The sequence below is a fragment of the Salinispora pacifica DSM 45544 genome (assembly GCF_000378845.1).
Taxonomy (GTDB): domain Bacteria; phylum Actinomycetota; class Actinomycetes; order Mycobacteriales; family Micromonosporaceae; genus Micromonospora; species Micromonospora pacifica.
In genome coordinates, this window is sequence record NZ_KB905359.1 from 3,424,204 (window position 1) to 3,442,573 (window position 18,370).

Consider the following 18,370-nt stretch of genomic DNA (forward strand, 5'->3'; position numbering starts at 1 on the left):
TCTCTGGACGACGAGGGTTGGGACGCCGTCAACGACGTCGCCACCGGCACACCACCCCTGTTCGGCATCAACGCCAACCCAGAACCCACCACCGACCCCGGTGCAGGCACCGCGGCCGGTTCGACCACTGGCCAATCCAACCGTTCCAACGACGGCATCGATACTGTCCAGCGTAGCACCCAATCCACCCCCGACGGCATACGCCTCGGCCCCAAGTCAGCCCCCCCATCGAACATCGCCCGCGCCGCGCAGCCTCCGAGCCTTCCCACAATTCCCGAAGAAACCGAGCAGGACCTCGACCCTCCCGGCCCGTTCGCCCCGAGCGCGGTTTCCCGTGACCGGGAAGAGCGGCGAGTGCCCCAGCCTGGCTCGAGGACATCGGGCGAGGAGCCGGGCTATACGGGTGCTGATGATCCTGCTGATCAGGTAGCCGCTGCGGTGGATAGCCGAGACGGTGGGGAGTCCTCCCGAGTCCCGGTGGCGGCTACGGAGGGTCTGGCCCACGTCGTCGTCGATACTTTGCCGTCACCCGTGGAAAATTTCGCATCCGAGCCTGGTTTCCTCGTGCAGGATGACCGGCGCTCGGGTGGTAAGTCGGCGCGTGCCAGCGCAACGGACAACGGCGGCGCGGGTCAAACCAGTAGCCTGATCAACCCCGACGGGACTTCGCAAAAACACGGTACCCGGAGCGAAGACACCGCGCCCCAGCCCACACCCATCCCACACAAAGCCACAACACATCAATCAGCTCGGCCAGCCGAAGCGGCCACAGCACAAGCTTTCCCACTCGTTTACCCCAACCCTCAGGCTGACCTCCGAATAGAGTTCAAGGTAGAAAGTGATCCCCAAGCCGATTTCAAGGTTGACTCCAACCCTGATCCGAGGGTGGAAGATAGTCTCCACGCCGGATCCAGAGCAGAGGATGATCATGGCAGGGTAAAGCGTGATGCCAAAGCGGAGCTCGAGCCCGGGCCCGAGTCGAAGGCGGAGCCCGCGCCTGAGTCCAGGTCCGAGTCAAAGGCGGAGGTGCAGCCCGAGCCCGGGCCCGGGCCTGAGTCGAAGGCGGAGCCTGGGCCCGAGTCGAAGGCGGAGGCTCAGCCTGGGCCCGAGGCTGATGCCAAGGCGGAGGTGCAGCCCGAGCCCGGGCCCGGGCCTGAGTCGAAGGCGGAGCCCGCGCCTGAGTTCAGGTCCGAGTCAAAGGCGGAGCCCGTGCCTGAGTCCAGGTCCGAGTCAAAGGCGGAGGTGCAGCCCGAGCCCGGGCCCGAGCCTGAGTCGAAGGCGGAGCCCGCGCCTGAGTTCAGGTCCGAGTCGAAGGCGGAGCCTGGGCCCGAGTCAAAGGCGGAGCCTGGGCCCGAGGCTGATGCCAAGGCGGAGGTGCAGCCCGAGCCCGGGCCCGAGCCTGAGTCGAAGGCGGAGCCTGGGCCTGAGTCCAGGTCAGAGTCGAAGGCGGAGGCTGATTTGAAGGCCGAGGCCGAACAGAAAACTGACAGCGGGAACGGCAATTCTCCAACGGTCCTGTCGCCGGATAAGCTGCGTAGTGCTCTGCCTGACTATTTGCGTCGGAGCGAAGCCCTGGGTCCGGCTGCGCAGTTCCGATCCGTCACTATCGATCATGACACAAGCCTTATTCGTGAGCTAGAGTTGTTGGCGCCAGGAATGTCGCAGTCGGTGTTGGAGGAACTGGACCGAGACGTACGGGATGATTTCGGCAGGTTTCTTGGTGAGGGGTATTCATACCCTGTTCATATCGGCGGGGAAGCTGCCGAGTTGACGGTCACCGCTCGGTTTGATTGGGACGGCCTCAAGCCTGAGAAAAAGGCGAAGGAAGGTCCGAAGGTAGAAAGTAAGTCGGACGGATCCCACTCGCGCTCAGTCAAGTTAGATCATTATCCGCATGTAGATCCAAAGTTCTTCGTTTCGTTTATTCCCAGTGCTCTGGTTGCTGGGGGGATGTCCATCCCGACCGCGCCAAGATCGACGAACTCCAGGACCAGTAAAACGAGATTCAAAGCGACTACCGTCGTTGAGGTGGAGGATCAAATTGAGGTCACTGTTCCGGCGGTGATCTACGCTTCTCTGCGAGGGTCCGCCGGGCAAACAATCGATGCTCGGCCGTCAGAGAAGCGCGCGTTCTCAGATGGGCCGGGGAAGGTAACGGCGAGGGGCATCGTCCCGTTGCGGGTGCCGACCAAACTGGCTGTTCCAGAACCAGGACCGGATCCCCTTCCTGCAAGGGTGCCCACCGCCCTGCCCAAGAGGTTCGGTGTGGAGAGCGTCGTCGTTCATTCCGACCCAGATCGCGGCACGCACTTCAAGCAGGTCGCGGAAATTCTCCAAAAGGAAGGGCTGGGGGACATTGTTCGCGTAGGGGCGCCAGGCCGGAGTGTACTCAAGCAGTTCTTGTCCAGAGACAAGCTTCCTGTCGCTGACGCAACAACAGTCGGCGCTGACAGGGCCGAGGAAGGTTGGGTAACTTCAGAGCCCCTGCTGCGTACGCCTGCCGAGCGTAATCTATGGCGCCGTGTCTTCCCGGGGCGTGGCAGCGCCCTGCAGGTACGGCTTGTGGCCAGGCAGGTGCGGTCTCTCGGGACTGCGGACGGCGTCAAGTATGAAGATGGCTTCAAGCTGGCCGGCGAGAATACCGACAGCCAAGTCGCCGACCGGCCTTGGGCGGCAATGTTGGCCGGTGGTGGCGGTGGTGTGGCGGGGCCACTGATGTACGTCGTCGGGCCGAGGGTGACGGTCTCGCGCACCGAGCCGACCGAGCAGAAGGTGGCGGCTACGAGAGTCGGGCGCCAGAAGGTGAAGGTCAAAGGCTCAGCCGTTCGCTACCGAACTGTCTATGACCTGGAAGTGCGTCTTATTGGAAGGCCAGCTCAAAGGCTGGACGGGGCCGTCACGACGGTGCAGTGGACGACCAAGGATCGGGTGCGGGGTACTTCGCTGGATCGCGAACCGACCGAGTGGCAGGGGCGCACGGGTGACCGCCGTACGCACTTCGCGCCAGCGCCTATTGAGCAGGGACGCTCCTTCGGAGGGGCCTACATTGACGATCTAGATGGTGGTGATCAGCTGAGGAGAAGTGTGATCCGCGCATTACGGAATGTGCCGATGACGAAGCGTCTAATCCCTGCTCTAAATAAGAAAGCATTTGTCCGGCAGTTCGGCGATCCGGAGTTGGCTCAGGGGCTGACCGGACCCGTCCAGGCGATCTTGTCGCGTCGGGAAGATATTGAATCCCAGCTTTCGAATCGTCAACTACGATTTATGTTGGACCGGATTGTCGGGCCCGGGCTGGAGATCCCGCTAACGATGAATGGCAAGCTGCACGACTACACCACGGTCGTGGTGATCAAAGGTAAGCTCTCCAGCTTATCCGACGGCGAAATTCTGAGCCAAAAGGTGTCAGGAGCTACCGAGAGTCGTGCGGCGAAGGACGAAGCCATTGTCAGTAAGGATAAGAGTTGGGCTTCTTCCATAGGAGTTGATGGCCGGCTCATCGCGGTGCTCGGCCCGGCCTTCCCGGTCGGTATTGTCGGCCCGCGTGTCGGGTACACCGCGAGCAGTGGCCATGATGTCGGCGTCAAGCGTCGTCACGAGTCTGAGATTGCGCGCGCACCGGATCTTGAAGAGGATGGCGGGCTCGCGGAGGCGCCGATGCGCGAATTCGCGGCCACCCTGACCGTGACGACGACCTTCGAATCCAGCGTGCGGCCCAACCCGAGCAGACTACTCCTGACGCCCGGTAGGCCCGGTCTCCACGTCCCGACCGTCGTTTCCGGTGCCCTGCCGCCCAAGGAACACCAGTTGGAGCTGCGCCTGCTGGTGCCCGAGCACCGGGTCACACTGATCCCGCCGCCGTCCGCGCCAGCGCCGGAACCGGTCGACAGGGAGTGGATGACAGATCCACCGGCATTGAGGGAGATATCAGGTGGGTACCCGTACAAGCTGGACGGCAGCCTCGTCGAGACGTTCCTCGGATCGGCTCATCTGCTCGAGGGGGTCAAGGAGACCCTGACGCGGGCTACGAATGACCCCATCTGGAGCTTCGCAGACGGGTCGATTTCCACCCTGATCTCCCAGTCGTTGGCGCCAGACCAGTTGACGGGTGGTAGCGAGCTGTTCAGCACACCGCTGTCGCTGTCCCAGCTCACGTACGGCCGCCGCCGGGCGGATGCTTACGCCGAGGTCAAGATTCGACTGAGGCCCCACAACCCCCGGGTGCAGGCGCCAGTCGAGTTCCACGCCGTCAAGGATATTCTCGCGGGGGGCTCCAGCACCGGCGCCAAGCAGGCTCGCTCGTGGGGCGGAAGCTTGTCGATTACGCCGGTGGGCGTGGTGCGCGGACCAGCCGGCGATCCGAATATAGGCCGCGTCACCGCAAGCGGTATCTTTGTCATGTCCGGAACCTTCCTGCAATTCGCGCGCGGCCAAAAGTACGAGCACAACATCTCAGGTTCATCGAAACTCGAGGTAAGCGGCAGACCAGAACGTCGGGTGTTGGTGCAACTTGACGTGGGCGTGGATGTAGTCGCGGAAACCCGGCGTCGAGGCAACCTGGATGTGCTGGAAGTGCTGCCCGACAGTCCGATCCAGCGGGCAGGGCAGAGCTTCACCTTGCGCGACTCACTCCTGATGTGGATGACCGAGAGGCAGGCGCGGGAACTCGGGGACGACGACAAAGCGTATTCTGGCCAGCTGGCCGAGGTCGAGCGACAAACGCGATATCTGTCGGACAACGCCGTGCAGGCCGATCCACACGAGCGCGACCGTCGAGACAACGCTACGGACCGTGCCCAGCCCTTGGTTCCGACTAACCGCACCATCACGTTGCCCGCGATGATTGGTATTCCCGGCAGACCGTCATTCGGAATCGGCGGCCTAGATCGCACTCTGGACCTGAGCAGTCATATCGGTGCCGTGCGACGTGCGATTACGAACGCGATCGGCGGAACCCGCGGTACGCGGGTGGCGCAGGCGCTGCTGCCGGAGTCCTCGCTGGATGCACCGCACGACAACGTACGGATGTTGCAGACCTTCCTGAGCCACGCCGACAGTCACATCACCAGCGCCCTCAACGGTGGCCGGAGCCTGCTGCTTCGCCTGGACGGGCGAGGCCGGGGACACACCTATCAGATGACGGTTACAGCGTCGATGGTGAGTGAGCCTGAATTCAAGGGAATCGTGCACGTCGACAAGCTTACTGTCAGTGATAAAACAAAAATGACCCTCACCGACGTCACCACTCGCAGCCATACGGAGGCATCGGTATCCCTCATGCTGAGGGGGCGGGGGATACACGTTGAAGGTCAAAGTCCGGAAGCGCAGCAGCACTCTGACCCAGTCGGAGTGCTGGGTGGGGCGGGAGCGGCCACCTCCGCGAATTGGGGTGCCCGCGAAAAAGAGTACTCCGACGCTGACACTCTGAAATATTCTCAGTCTCTGGCCGTGGAGGGGCCAGTCGCCACCTTCGGTACCGACATCGTCCTCAGCATCACTGTGACCGGTCGCGAGCTACCCAAAGCGGGCGCGGTCCTCAGGGAGGTCCGTCCACTGACACTTCGCGTGTCGCCGTACAGTTCGCGGATCAACGGCCAGGTCGGAGTCGCCGGTGACAAGGGCATACTGCCGAGCAACGAGCTCACCGACTCCGCTCGCAGTGAATGGCGTAACACTGCGGGGGTCAAGAGCCTGCCAGAGCCCTCGCAGTACGCGGTCGAGCACGTGTTTCTGGATATGGCTGAACTGCACGACGCGGCCGAGCTGGCCTTGACCAAATCCGGCGTGGCCGTCGACGCCACCACCCAGGCCACGCTACGCGCCGCGATCAACACCACCAACCTGAAGGCTGGGCTGCCAGCCATGCTGGCTGGCCTGTTCCTGATCCCGCTGCCCCACCAGACAAACCGGAAGCTCTTCCTGGACGCCCGGGTGGTAGGGCGACCGAGGTTCGCTGGCGCCAACACGGATGTCGCTATCCAGAATTCCTTGAAGGGTGAGCGCTCCCAGAAGGTGACGCACAAGTCCGGGAGCACCTATCTGGTAAAAACGCGCGGCCTACTCGGCGTTCGCGAGGACGGGAGGGGGGGTATGCCAGTGGAGAGGCGTCACTACGCGACGGCTGACAGCCAACGATACGAGGCCAGTGCGACGCCAGAAAAATACAAGACGACCGCCCAGCCATCGTCCACCCCAGAGGATGACACGCTTGTCTGGGGTCTTTCCTATTCGTTGGAATTCTCCCTGGTCGCTCTCCCTGTGCATGTGCACCGCCCACGAAAACGGCTCCAACCTTCCGCCCGTCGTACACACCAGCACCGCCTCAACCCACCCACGTCACGAAAGCGTGCGGGCGTCATGCTTCGGTTCGACGACGCCGTGATCCTGCGGATGAACGACGAGGCAGCACGTGAACACACTGACATCGTGCTACCGCCGGAACTCAAAGAATCAGCCAAAAGTTTGGCCGAGAGTAGTAAGAAGTGGACCAAGGCAGTCAATCGCAGGGACGGGTTGAAAGCTCAAAAGGCCACAGACGCTGACCTCCTGAAAGCTGCCGAACAAGAGGCCACCGATGCTGAATCCAAGTGGTGGGATGCCTATCAGGCCCATGAACGCCAACTCGACACGCTGCGTCCCGCCGCACCCCACACCGACTCTGTGCACACGGCTGAGGACACCACTGGGACCGAGGAGGCCCAGCCCACCGCCGCGACGCAGGAGACGACTTATCTCACCAACGCTGAGCCATCAGCTCCCAAAAGGGGGGCTCAGACCTCGACCGATGCTTTGTCAGGTCCACCGCCCACCGAGGGGGCGCAGTTGTCCCCTGCGGCGGGCGGCACCCCGACGATCGAGCCCGGCGCCTCCGCACCCGCGCCGGCCGTCAGCGACGTAGCGGAGGACACCGTCTCCGCACCCGCCGATGGTGGGCCGGATGGTGCGGAGACTGCCGCTGATCCGGTGCCTGCTACTCCATCGGTAGTGCGGCCGTCGTTGTTGGCTACTCCTGGTGATGGTCGATGTCAGTTGTATGCGGTTATCGGTAGTGACCCCGGTCTGGTGGGGGAGAGGTTGGCTTCGGCGGGTCTCGACACCCCGGCCCTACGTGCCTGGCTGGCCGACCCGGAGTTGGTCCGTACCCAACTCACCGAGCAGAGCAGCCCCGAGAGGCGGGACGCACGGGAGCTCGTACCGCAGTCCACCGAGTTGGGGCAGGCGGCCGAGCGTCTACGTCAACTCGTTGAACGCCACCTGATCACGCTGGGTCCGGCGAACGTGCCGACCGTGGCCCTGCAGGCATATCGGGGAAACCGCAATCAGACACTCCACGCCACCGTCGACTCCCTGGATCAGGCCACGGTCCTCAATCGGCTCCACGCGGCGGGAATCACCAGCCTGCGTGATCCCAGTCTGCTCCCCGTGGCCCACCTACGCGACCTGTACGTGCACCACCGGACCGCCGGCCTGACCGCCAACGGCACCGACCACGCGAGTGCCCGAACCATCGCGGAACAGGAGGTGCCCCTCAAGCCCGCCGCTGACGGCACCCCAGCACGTGACCTTGCGGACGGATCCCTGTCAGCGCAGCAGATGTTCGACTTCCTCAGCACTCACCAGGACATCCCCCTGCGCGACCTGCCTGAGCAGGTACAGCGCGGCCAGCTGACGGTGCACCTGCTCGACCCGGCCAGACCAGCTGACCCCGACGAGTTCGCCGAGCTCACCAAGGCTGTACAACACTGGGAGCAACATTGGCACCGCGATGTCGGCGAGGCATACATCGGCCTACTCGCCTCCGCACTGGGCTCCCGTATCCGCATCCACACACCGGATCACGTCCAGACCGTCGGCCCTGACGACGCCCCCCTGATCACCATTCACCGGCATCACGATCATTACCAATCCACCACCACTCCTCCCCCGGCCACCACCACTGACGCGCGGGTTTCGCCGACAACCAGTCACCACGAACCGAACGGCCGCGCCACCCCGACGGTCACACCAAGCACAATCGTTGGCACCCTGGGTGCGTCACGCCGGCCTGGCGACGTCAGTACGATCCCGGATCTGACCCGCGAGCACGCCCGCGTCCAGCTCGCCGACGGCCGGACGCTCCAGGGACCCGTCGGGAATCCGGGATCCCGCACGCACCCGGACCGGACCGAGTCCGTCACGGCGGGTGCCTTCCATTCCGCCAGCGACAGAATCAAGGCAGTCGACGACTCGCGGCCCAGCATCATCGAGCCGTCGGCTGACCCCGACGCTGTCACCGTGGCACATCAGCCTGTCGCATCCCCGGGTGACACACCGCAGGCCACCCCGGATCGCCGGGCCGATGTCGACCCCACGCCAAGCCGCGCCGAGGCTGACCGGTCGGATACCGAGGTGGACCGGCCGCCGCTGGTCCCGCCGGAACCGGGCCAGACCGAGCGTGACCCGGCATCACCAGGGGTGGCGAGCCGACCCCACGTCCTTGCGGACGAGGCCGAGGTGGTGAAGGCGACGCCGTCTGACCGGCCCATTCCCGAGGAGCCCACCGGAGAGCGGCCCACGGACCCTGAGGCCCCGGGCGCGACCGAGCGGGCCGCCACCACCGATTCGGGCACCCACACCGCACCACCGCCGGTCACCTACGTTCCCGCCGGGCTCGCCCTGCTCGATCCCGACCAGGCCGACAAAATGCGTGTCGCCCTCAATTACCCATCCCAATCCGACGAATATCTGGTCTTTGCCGAGGGCACCCCCGACGGCATCGTCGTCGGCGACGAACTCGTCACGCCCGAACACCTCGCGGCCCTCATAACCGCTGATACCCGGTCCCACGGTAAGGATGTCGTGCTCGTCGCCTGCGAGACCGGGCAGCGCGACTACGACCTCCGCCTGTCCGGTCAAGCCGACATCACCGCTGTCAGCGCATCCCCTGACACCGCCTGGGTCACCGCCACCGGCCGCATCTTTGCCGCTGCCACCACCTACACCTCCACTGGTCACCCGCAACTCGACCGCACCCGCCCTGGCACCTGGCGTCGCACCGCCGGCCACCCTCCCATTACCAGGGTTCACCACCACTACGAATATCCCACCCGCCACACCAGTGCCGAACCTCCGAACATTGCCGATGCCATTCCCTTTGGATCGTCGAGCAAGAAGCCAGCCACATCCTCGGACAAGAAGCGCTCCAAAAAGAGCCTGATCGAAGATATCGATCAGGCCGCAAAAAATTTCACCCTGTCCTACGGGGGCGGCCAGTACGGGCGGGCAGGGGACCAATTCCGGCTGCGGTTCGCTCGGGACAAGAGTGCCGAGAGGGCGGCTCAGACACTCTCCCATCTCAGCTTCAAGCTGCATGACGTGTTCCGGCATCTGCGTGAGCAGAGCAAGCACCGAGAGAGTCTGCCCAAGGACCTTGAGGTGCAGGGTATGTTGATCAATGGCCGGTTGGTCTTTGCGACCAACTTCAACGCCACCGCCTCCTTGATCAACATGGTGTCATTTTCGAGAGAAGAACGTTATGGCTCGCCCCTGTACCAGCTGCTGCACATTTCACAGAGCGACAGTGGCCGGCGAAAGCACCTGAAGCCGCAGGATGCCGACGAGTATGTCGGCCGGCTGCGGCGCAGCGAGGAGAAGATCGATGAGGCGTTCAGGGGTGTCCGCGACAACGACACGGCCAGGGCGATGCGCGCCAACCGAGACGTCCAGCTCGCGGACGTCGCTCCGATTGACGACGAGAGTCGGCTGTGGTTGAACTACCTTCTCACTCATGACGAAAAGATGGGTGCCGTCATCGTTCTGCAGCATTCGGACAGCGGTGCCAACTCGATGCATGCCGAGCAGAAACTACTGCTAGCCGTGCACAGCGCCGATCTGCAGCCATCGGATATCGCGGGTACCTACCTGATCATGGGTAAGTATCGGCCCTGTCTGGGGTGTTGGGCGGCCCTCAACCATCATCGGGCAGAAAATTTCCCCGTCGACTTCGACGACAACTACGGCAATTACTATCTCGAGTCGATTCGTTCGCTGGTCTCCTACCTCCCGCACACCATCCGCGATCCGTGGGGCAACGTGGACAACTATTTGGAGGGTGTCATCAGCGGCGAGGCCAGGCAAATGATGAGTGTCTCCGCGCTGTCCCGCCAAGTGCCACCCCATGACGCCGTCGACAGAAACGGCCTTGAGAAGGTCATCCCAGTGGGGGACGCCCCCAACCGGGGCTACGTCACCGCTTCGGACTCAGAGGTCGGGTTTGACGCGGAATATAACCAGACTGTGAGCGTGAAGCGGACCCTCGACTTCACGACCGGCACGCGGAACCGTACTCTCGGCACCGGAAAAGAGAAGGCGTACGGCTCCCGCGCAGCCCAGCGTGTGCTGAACGAGGACGAGCGCGGGCAACTGGCAGCGGCGTGGCGGGGCCGTGATCGCGACCAACTCGCCGCACTGTTCAAGCACCACGCGGCCCGTAATGTGTCGCAGGCGGAAATCGCCGAGGCATCCGGGGCTGACCCGAGCACCGTCTACAAGATCGTCCGTGACAAGGATGGCCATGAGCACCGCGACGGCCGCGATAGTGCCAAGCGACGGGTTGTGTCCCGCAGTAGCCGCCACGACTCCACAGCGTCCTCCACGACCAGCAGGGGCGCCGGCAAGTTCCAAAAGCGCCCCAACATCGACGACGTCGGCCGCGCCTCCCTGCGTGGCGTCATGCGTGGCACCGACTTCTACCAGGGCTGGAAGAGCATCGAGAAGTCACAGAGTAAATCGACCCTGAAGGCCCGTGACATCCCATCCGCACTCGAAAAGGCCCTCGTCGCCGCCCGGCAGCAGTACAGCATGCAGAGTATCGCCGACTACCTGCACATGTCGCGCAAGAGTCTGCAGCAGCACCTGGACAAGCGCTACGGCCCGGTCAACGACGTCAGCGATTTTCGCCAGCCCAGCCCCATCGATGAGGAGATGCCGGATACATATCCCACGCCCGTAGCCACTGACCCCGTCCACAACGACACCAACGCCATGTACGACGACACCAATGCCATGTACTACGACGAAAACCTCGGCCGGCAGGTGTACATGCCACCTGACCCCTACGTCATGGACTATGAGCCGACGGGAGCCAGCCACGCAGGGCCCAGCAGCGCGTCCGGATCACGACTGCCGCAGGTTGCCTACAGCACAGCACGTATCACCTACGACGTACCGCCGCAGCCCGCACCCGCGGCGGACCCCGCGCCACCACCCGCGAACACGGACCCGGTCTACGTCTCCGACCATGGTCCCCCTGTCTACGCAGACAACCACGGCCGCCAGTTCCACTGGAACCCTGACACCAGCCAGTGGGAGTACTACGACGACAACGAGTGGCACGGCTACCGGGCCTCCGACCCGCATGGCAAGCGCAAGGACCCCCGTTAGGGTCCCCACGGCCGGCCCGGTCCACCACCTGACGCCGCTGACCTCCTCAACCGCCTTTCGGCTGAATAGCGGGGAGGCCGTGACCGTCGGTGCCCCCGCGTACCACCAGTCGGTGACACGAGGGGAAGGCCCGGGACTGAACCGTCGATCAGCGGTAACGGCCGTGGTCGAATGGCGCGGTGCCTGAGTTTCGTACGGTCGGTCCAGGGCCGGAGCTACATCGGCTTCTCCTACGCGTGGCCGGCCACGCGCCCGACCACACGATCTCCGAGGCGCGGTATGCGTTGGCCGAGGGTCGGATGGTCGATGTCACCCGGACGGTTGCCGCAGTTGCCGCAAGCGCTGGGCTGGTCCTCACCGAGGAAGAGCTTGCCCTGATCGCGGCCGTGGAGCCGGATCGCGTCGGCGCGCTGTCCAACATAGGCCAGGGCCGACAGGAACGGACGTCCTTAACGTTCCAGCCGGCTCTGGGGGAGGATCCGGCCTTCGCCTCGGGAGCGACGCCGCCGCTGCTGGATCTGACGGATGCCCCACCTGAGACTGTCGGCGTGCTGACCGACGAGCTGGACCGGGCAGCGACCGAGGCCCTGAGCCAGGTACCCGGTGTGACCGCGCTGTGGCGGGCCTGGCGTTTCGATGCGTCCAGCGGTACCGGCAGAACAGCGGCGCGGGTCTTCGTCCTGGCCGCTGACGTGCCCGCGGACTACCTACCCGTGGTTACGGCCATGGCGCAGCAGGAACTCAGTACGGTGGGTATCGCCCAGCCGCTTGTCGAGGTGTACGCGGCAGGCGATGAACTGCCCGCGTACCAGATGCAGGCGCGGGGGTCCGCCGCGTTGCTGTGGACAGCCGCCGAGGCGTACCCGATCGCTGTCGCCCCGGTCTTCGACGGCGTCGACCCGGCGGCCGGGCCGTGGTTCGCCCCGGACCATCCTCGTCTCGATGGCGTCGAGCAGGAGCGGGTCGCCGCCTTCCTGGATTCCGGTTGGGCGGTTCTGACGACGACCCGACGGGAGAGTGACGTGGTGGCGCCCGATCGTGGTGCCGTCGTGCCGATGTCCTATCGAACCGACGGGGTGTGGGTGTGGACCGACACCGTCACCTACTATCTCCGCACGTACGGCCTGGCTCCGGCGGCTGAACTGTTGGATCACATTCGGCGTGCCGACTTCCGGCCCCCCGAGGTGGATGAGGTGGCCGAACATCGGGTCCTGGCTGCGTTGTTCCGCCCCGCGATGCCGAGCCCTGCCGCTGCCCACTGAAATTCACGGCCGGTACGACGCACACGGACCGGTCCCGCCCTTCACCATCCGCGCCTCGGTCGAGGTAAGAACGGGATCGGGTGAGGGGTCGTAGGGGCAAGCCTGCCAGCCGACCGGGCACGGTTGCCGACTCCACTGCGACGATCACAGCGCCACTCAGAAGGATGACGGTGATGAGCGATCAAGCCGAGCTTCACACCGCGTTGCTGCGCCTCGGTGGCCGGATACCGGACGCGATGCTGGTCGAGCTCCGGCTGCGGCTGGCCGACACCGGCACGGTACTCGCGCCCCGGCCCGACGACCCCACGGAACCGGCGTACACCTTCGCACCCGCACTGCCGGACCCGCAGACCTTCGGTACCGCCGTACCGCCGCTGCTCGATCTGGTTGGCCGGGACCTCGCCGACCAGATCGACCACCTGGCGATCCGGGCGGCGCGGGAGCAGACAGGGGCGGTGGCGCTGTGGCGTTCCTGGCGTACGGCGCCCCAGCGGGCCTCGTCCGCGGTACCACCGACCCGGGTCTACGTGCTGGAGGCATCCGGGCCGCCGGCGGCGATCGCGGCCGCGATGATCCGCGCGCTGGCCGCGGACCTGGACATGCCGCAGGTCGAGGTGTATCGATCCGGTGCGGATCTCCCGTCCTACGCACGCGCGGCCCGCAGCTCCGGGGCGCTGCTGTGGATGGCGGACGAGCCGCCGCCCCCGCGGATCGCCCGGGTCTTCGACGTGGTCGACGCGGACGGCGCCCGGTTCGAGTCCGGCCACGAACGGCTGGACGGCGCGGATCGTGAGCAGGTCACCGCCTACCTGGAGGCGGGCGCTCCGGTGCTGGGTACCGCCGGGACGCTGTCCGACGTGGTCGAGCCGGAGCGCGGAGCGGTGGTACCGATGAGCTACCGCACCGACGGACGTTGGCTGTGGACGGAATCGGTCACTTACTACCTTCGTACGCACGGCCTGGCGCCGGAGCCGGACCTGCTGGCGCACGTACGGGCCGCCGGGGCACTGCTGCCGGCACCGGACGCGGCGCACGAGCATCGAGCGTTGGCGATGCTGTTCCAATCGGCCGCATTCGTGCCGGCCGGGGACGGGACACAGTCATGACCACTGCGTCCGGCGGTACCTCGGCAGCGGAGGAGGTGTTCCTGCTCACCGACCCGGAGTGGGAGCCAGAGGACCCCGACGACGCGCCGCCCTTCGAGGTGGTGATGGGAATGTGGCCGATGCTGCCGAACGGCACCGTCGGCGAGTTCCGCCCCAATCCGGACTACGAGCCGCGCTACGAGGCCTCGCCGACCGATCCGCTCGACGCTCTCATCCGTTTCACGCTGCTCGGCGAGGTCGAGCCCGAACACTTGGCCGCGGTGCTGCGTAATTCGCTGGTGGACCTCGCGCTCAATGGCGACGGTCGACCGTTGGTGGTGCGCGACGATGACGGCGGGCTGTGCGCGATGATCGCGACGAGCGCGTCGCACCAGCGTCGAATCATCGCGCCAGACTGGCGGCGGGTCGGGCTGGCCGAGCTGTCCACCACCCTGACCGACGGCACCGACGTTCTGGTGAACCCGGGCAGCCCCGCAGGGGCGCGCCTCGGTGCCGACTTCCTGCGGCAGGCGAGGGGATGACCGCGCGGTGCGCGGAGCGGATCACATCCGCGGCTGGAATCCGATGACGGTGTTCGTGTCGGGTGATCGCGACGGCCCGCGCCACCGGCACCGCGAAGCCGGTGATCACCTGCTACCCGTCGACGTACGATCCGGCGACGGAGTTCACCGGTGCGGGCGTACCGTCCGAGACCGTCGTGGCCAGGTGGACCAACGACGGGCTACCGGTCTATGCCCAGCGAAGGATCCGGGACCTGTCCGGCACACCGAGGCCGGCGCGGATCGTGGCGGGAGGCTTCCCGTTCGCGCCCGGAACCTTTGTCCGAGAGGTGCCCTACGACCCGAACATCTATTTCCACGGCGCGGAGATCACGGTTGCTCTCCGCGCCTACACCTGGGGATACGACCTGTTTCACCCGACCGAGGTGCTGAGCTGGCACTACTACATGCGAAACGAGCGCCCTCGGCACTGGACCGACCACGTCGGCGACAACGGTGGCAAGAGCTGGCCCGTCCTCGACCGGGCCAGCCGTCGACGGGTGAACAACCTGCTGCGCTACCCGCCAACAGGCCGGTTCGGTGTCGGGCCGGTGCGCACGCTTGCCGACTACGAGGCCTACTCCGAATGTGACTTTCGCCGCCGCACCTGGACGGATCCGGCCTAGCTGGATGGCGGCCAGGGTGGGTGGCAGGCCCAGGCGAGCGGGCGCGCGGTGCAGCTCAGGGTTGGGTGATGGCTTGGCCGGGACGATTTGACTCGTTGGGAGTTCGTGAGCGGTGGACGGTAGCGACAACACAATGAAACCGGCGACCTCGGGGACGTCCGCGCTGACGTGGCACTCCGAACGTGCCGCGGTGGTCGGCGAACCGTCGGCATTCGCGGTAGTGGCCCGATCACTGCCGGTGCCGCCAGGTGAGGTCGCGGTGCTGGGACGGCCGAGCGGGTCAGTCGACTGGCGGGACGTGGCTGACGCACTGTTGGCCGTCGTGTCCGCACGGGCGGTGGTACGGCTGGCGGTGCCGGGAGGTGGTAGCCCGGGCACCTCGGGGCAGGTGCCGGCGGCGGTTCTGGCCGAGCACGCGGGATTCGAGGTTCTCGCGCCGGCCGGACGCCTGGAGCCGATTCCCGGCGGCACGTTGTTCGCGGACGAGGGCTGGCGGCGGTTCGGGGCAGAATCGTCGTCGTCCGACGGCGGCGGCCAGCCCGATCCGGCTGTGGGCCGGCGGTTTCCCGCGCCCCGCTGGCAACCTGCCGTTGACCCCCCGGCTGACGGCGGATCGGTGGCCGGCCTGCTCCAAACGCCGATCCCGGCGGGCCTGTGGGTGTACCCCGACGCGCCCGACCAGCCTGCTCCGGGTCGGGACGACCCCGCGTACGCCATACCGGTGGATGCGGACCGTCCGGTGTTGCTGGTGGGACGGCCGGGCGTTGCGGCACCCGACCCAGACGCGGTCATGGCAGTGGCGGACGCGCTACCGAGTGCCCTACGTGGACGTTTGACCGTGGTGCCCCATGGCCCGGGAGCGACGGTCAGCGCGCAGGTGTGCGAGATGCTCGCCCGGCGATGGGCGTGCACCGTAACCATGGCCGTCGGGGTACCGACACTGCACCACGACAATCGTTTGGTGCCGGTCGTAGTCGATTCGGAGGGCGTCGGTAGGTGGGCACCGCCGATATCGCGGCTCGCCTTCGCGCCATCCGGCCAGCCGAGTCCGGCCGGGCCGGTCGACTTTCTGGTCGGGCTGGCCCGGGTCGAACCGGACGCCTACCAACTCACCTCAGAGTGGGTGGTCGAGGTCGTGCAGAGCGGTGTGTGGCTTCGTCCACCGCTGTCGGGAGAGTCGACCCCGGCGGTGCGTGAGCGGCCCTGGCAGTCCGGCCGGATGGCGATCGTCGTTGGGGTGCCGGGCGCACCGTTGGACGGCGAGGCCCGGCGGGCGTTGCGGGAGCTGTTGGTCCGGCTGCCGGCTCCGGCACGAGGACGGGTCGACCTGTATCCCCGGGAGGCCGAGTCCCTAGCGCGTGAGCACACACCTTCGACCGAAGCGCCCGACATCGCACTCGTGCCGGCGCGGACCGAGCCGCCGGTGTGGTGGCAAGCCGACGAACGGCTGTTCAGCGTCTTGGTCGAGCTCGATGACGACGGTCAGGTGTGCACCGAGGAGGGTGTGCTCGGACCTGGTGAGCTCGGTGAACTGATCACGGCCCATAGTCAGCGAGCCGGCCGACCGATCCTGCTCGTGGCGAATACCGACCTGCCGATGGAGTTCTGCCAGCGTGTCGCCGACCAGGTCCCGGCGATCGTGATCACCGGCAGTCCGCACGGTGGCGGGTGGTCGACCATCCGCCCGCGTCAGGTAGATCACGACGAGTTGCCACCGTCACGACTGGAAAGCCCGTATCCGCTGGCCGACCATGATCTGGACGACATGCTGAGGGAGCAGGCGGTACCGGTTACGGAGGTGACATGGCAGCCGGCGTGCGCGAACCGGCGGAGGCTGGACCTGCGAACAAAGCGGTCTGTAGCGGAAACGGGTGACGGAACCACGGCGGCGGGCGATACGGACACACCTGATCGCGTCGCACTATTGGGTCGTGGTCCCGGCGCTCGCACGCCGTTTCGCGTGTCCGGCCGGCTGGCGAGTGAATGGCAGGTGGCTCTGACCATAGCCACGCAGCGGCCGGAGTGGATCCACTGTGACCAGCTGATCACGGTCGAGATTGATGCGGTTGACCCGCTGAGTCTGCAGCTACTGGCGAACTACCTGGATGCGCCCTTGGCAGCCCGGCGGCAGCGGGTCGATGGGCGTCCGGCAGTCGGCGACCAGCCTGGGGGGAGACTGGCTCGACCTCGTCGGGTGGTGGGGCCCACCACAAACGGCTTCCGGTCCACCTCTCTGGTCCCGGCCGAGCCGGCCGCCGTTGCTGGACCGGATCCGACCCCGGCGGGTCCGGTGCCCGACAGCACGACAGCGCCGCCTGTGTCGCCGCCAACGCCAACGACGGTGGCGGCTCCCACTACCCCGGACCCGGTCCCGGTCCCGGCTCCGGTCCCGGTCCCGGTCCCGGAGCCGGTCCCGGAGCCGGTCCCGGAGCCGGGCCCAAACACCGTGGAACCTGAGGCCTCGGCGGGCGGTGGGAGCGCAATCTCGGGTGCCTCCGGTGCGTTGCCGGCCCGGACGGCGCCGGTCGAGGAAGCCGTGCCGCTGCCCGTGCTTGCGTCCACATCGTCACCGGCTCGCGCTGACGCGCGGGGCCCGCGCCGTAGTCGCAGGCTGGCGGGAGCAGTCCTGGTCGCGGCCACTGTCGCGGCCACCGGCGGTGCTGTTGTCGCCCTGCGGGATGCTGTGGACGCGGGTGCCGGCGACGTGCCGAGGGCTGCGGAGGTGACGATGTCATCGGAGCCGGCGCCCATCGCCGGAGGCGCGGCGCCGCAGCCCACGGTGAGTCCGAGCGCGCCCCCGACCGCGTCCGAACCCCCGAGCGGGACGCCCGCGCCCGCTGCGTCGATGTCTCCGGTGACGGGGCCAACACGAGCGGGCGTTGAGCAGACGCCACCCGCTGCCGCCGGTCGACCGACCTCGACGTCGGCCACGGTCACGGGTCGACCGAACACCACGAAACGTAACCTGGCCCTCGGTCGGGTGGCGGCCGCCTCCAGCACGGAGACGTCCACGTTAGCGGTCGAGAACGTGGTCGACGGTGACCGGACGACCCGTTGGTCCAGTGAGTGGAATGACGATCCGCAGTGGTTGGGAATCGACCTTGATTCGGTCTGGGCTGTCACCGAGGTCCGGCTGATCTGGGAGGAGGCCTACGCGACCAGGTACCGGGTCGAGCTTTCACCTGACGGAGCGGACTGGACGACCGTCTATTCCACCAGTAACGGAACCGGCGGCACCGTCAGGATCAACGTGAGATCGGCGGATGCTCGATACGTCCGGCTCGTGTTCGACCAACGTGGCACCATGTGGGGCTACTCGTTGTGGGAGATCGACGTTCGTTGAGTGGCTGAGGGTGGTTCATCGCTTCCACGCACGTTGGTCGGGCACCACATAGTAGGTGCCCGACCAGTGGTTT

General features: G+C 66.2%; 5 protein-coding genes and 1 pseudogene. All 6 read left to right on the forward strand.

Features of this window, described 5'->3' with window-relative positions; genetic code table 11:
• The first annotated feature begins 3,657 nt into the window (after window positions 1-3,657).
• Window positions 3,658-11,421, forward strand: coding sequence for a hypothetical protein (locus tag SALPAC3_RS0115610; protein WP_026185616.1), 7,764 nt, complete (start codon window positions 3,658-3,660; stop codon window positions 11,419-11,421).
• A 179-nt stretch (window positions 11,422-11,600) separates the two neighbouring features.
• The gene (locus SALPAC3_RS0115615) at window positions 11,601-12,683 is read left to right on the forward strand and encodes a hypothetical protein (RefSeq protein WP_026185617.1); all 1,083 of its coding nucleotides are present in this window, start codon (window positions 11,601-11,603) and stop codon (window positions 12,681-12,683) included.
• A 173-nt stretch (window positions 12,684-12,856) separates the two neighbouring features.
• Entirely contained in the window at window positions 12,857-13,789 is a 933-nt protein-coding gene (locus SALPAC3_RS0115620) for a hypothetical protein (protein ID WP_018222148.1), read from the forward strand.
• Complete coding sequence (locus tag SALPAC3_RS0115625; protein WP_018222149.1) at window positions 13,786-14,310, forward strand: type VII secretion system-associated protein; 525 nt, start codon at window positions 13,786-13,788, stop codon at window positions 14,308-14,310. The genes SALPAC3_RS0115620 and SALPAC3_RS0115625 overlap by 4 nt, the downstream gene beginning before the upstream one ends.
• Window positions 14,311-14,369: 59 nt before the next feature.
• A pseudogene (locus tag SALPAC3_RS25855) lies at window positions 14,370-14,954 on the forward strand (GlcNAc-transferase family protein); the annotation flags it as partial.
• A 112-nt stretch (window positions 14,955-15,066) separates the two neighbouring features.
• Window positions 15,067-18,297, forward strand: a complete 3,231-nt coding sequence (locus SALPAC3_RS0115635; protein WP_018222151.1) for a discoidin domain-containing protein — start codon at window positions 15,067-15,069, stop codon at window positions 18,295-18,297.
• Window positions 18,298-18,370 lie beyond the last annotated feature (73 nt).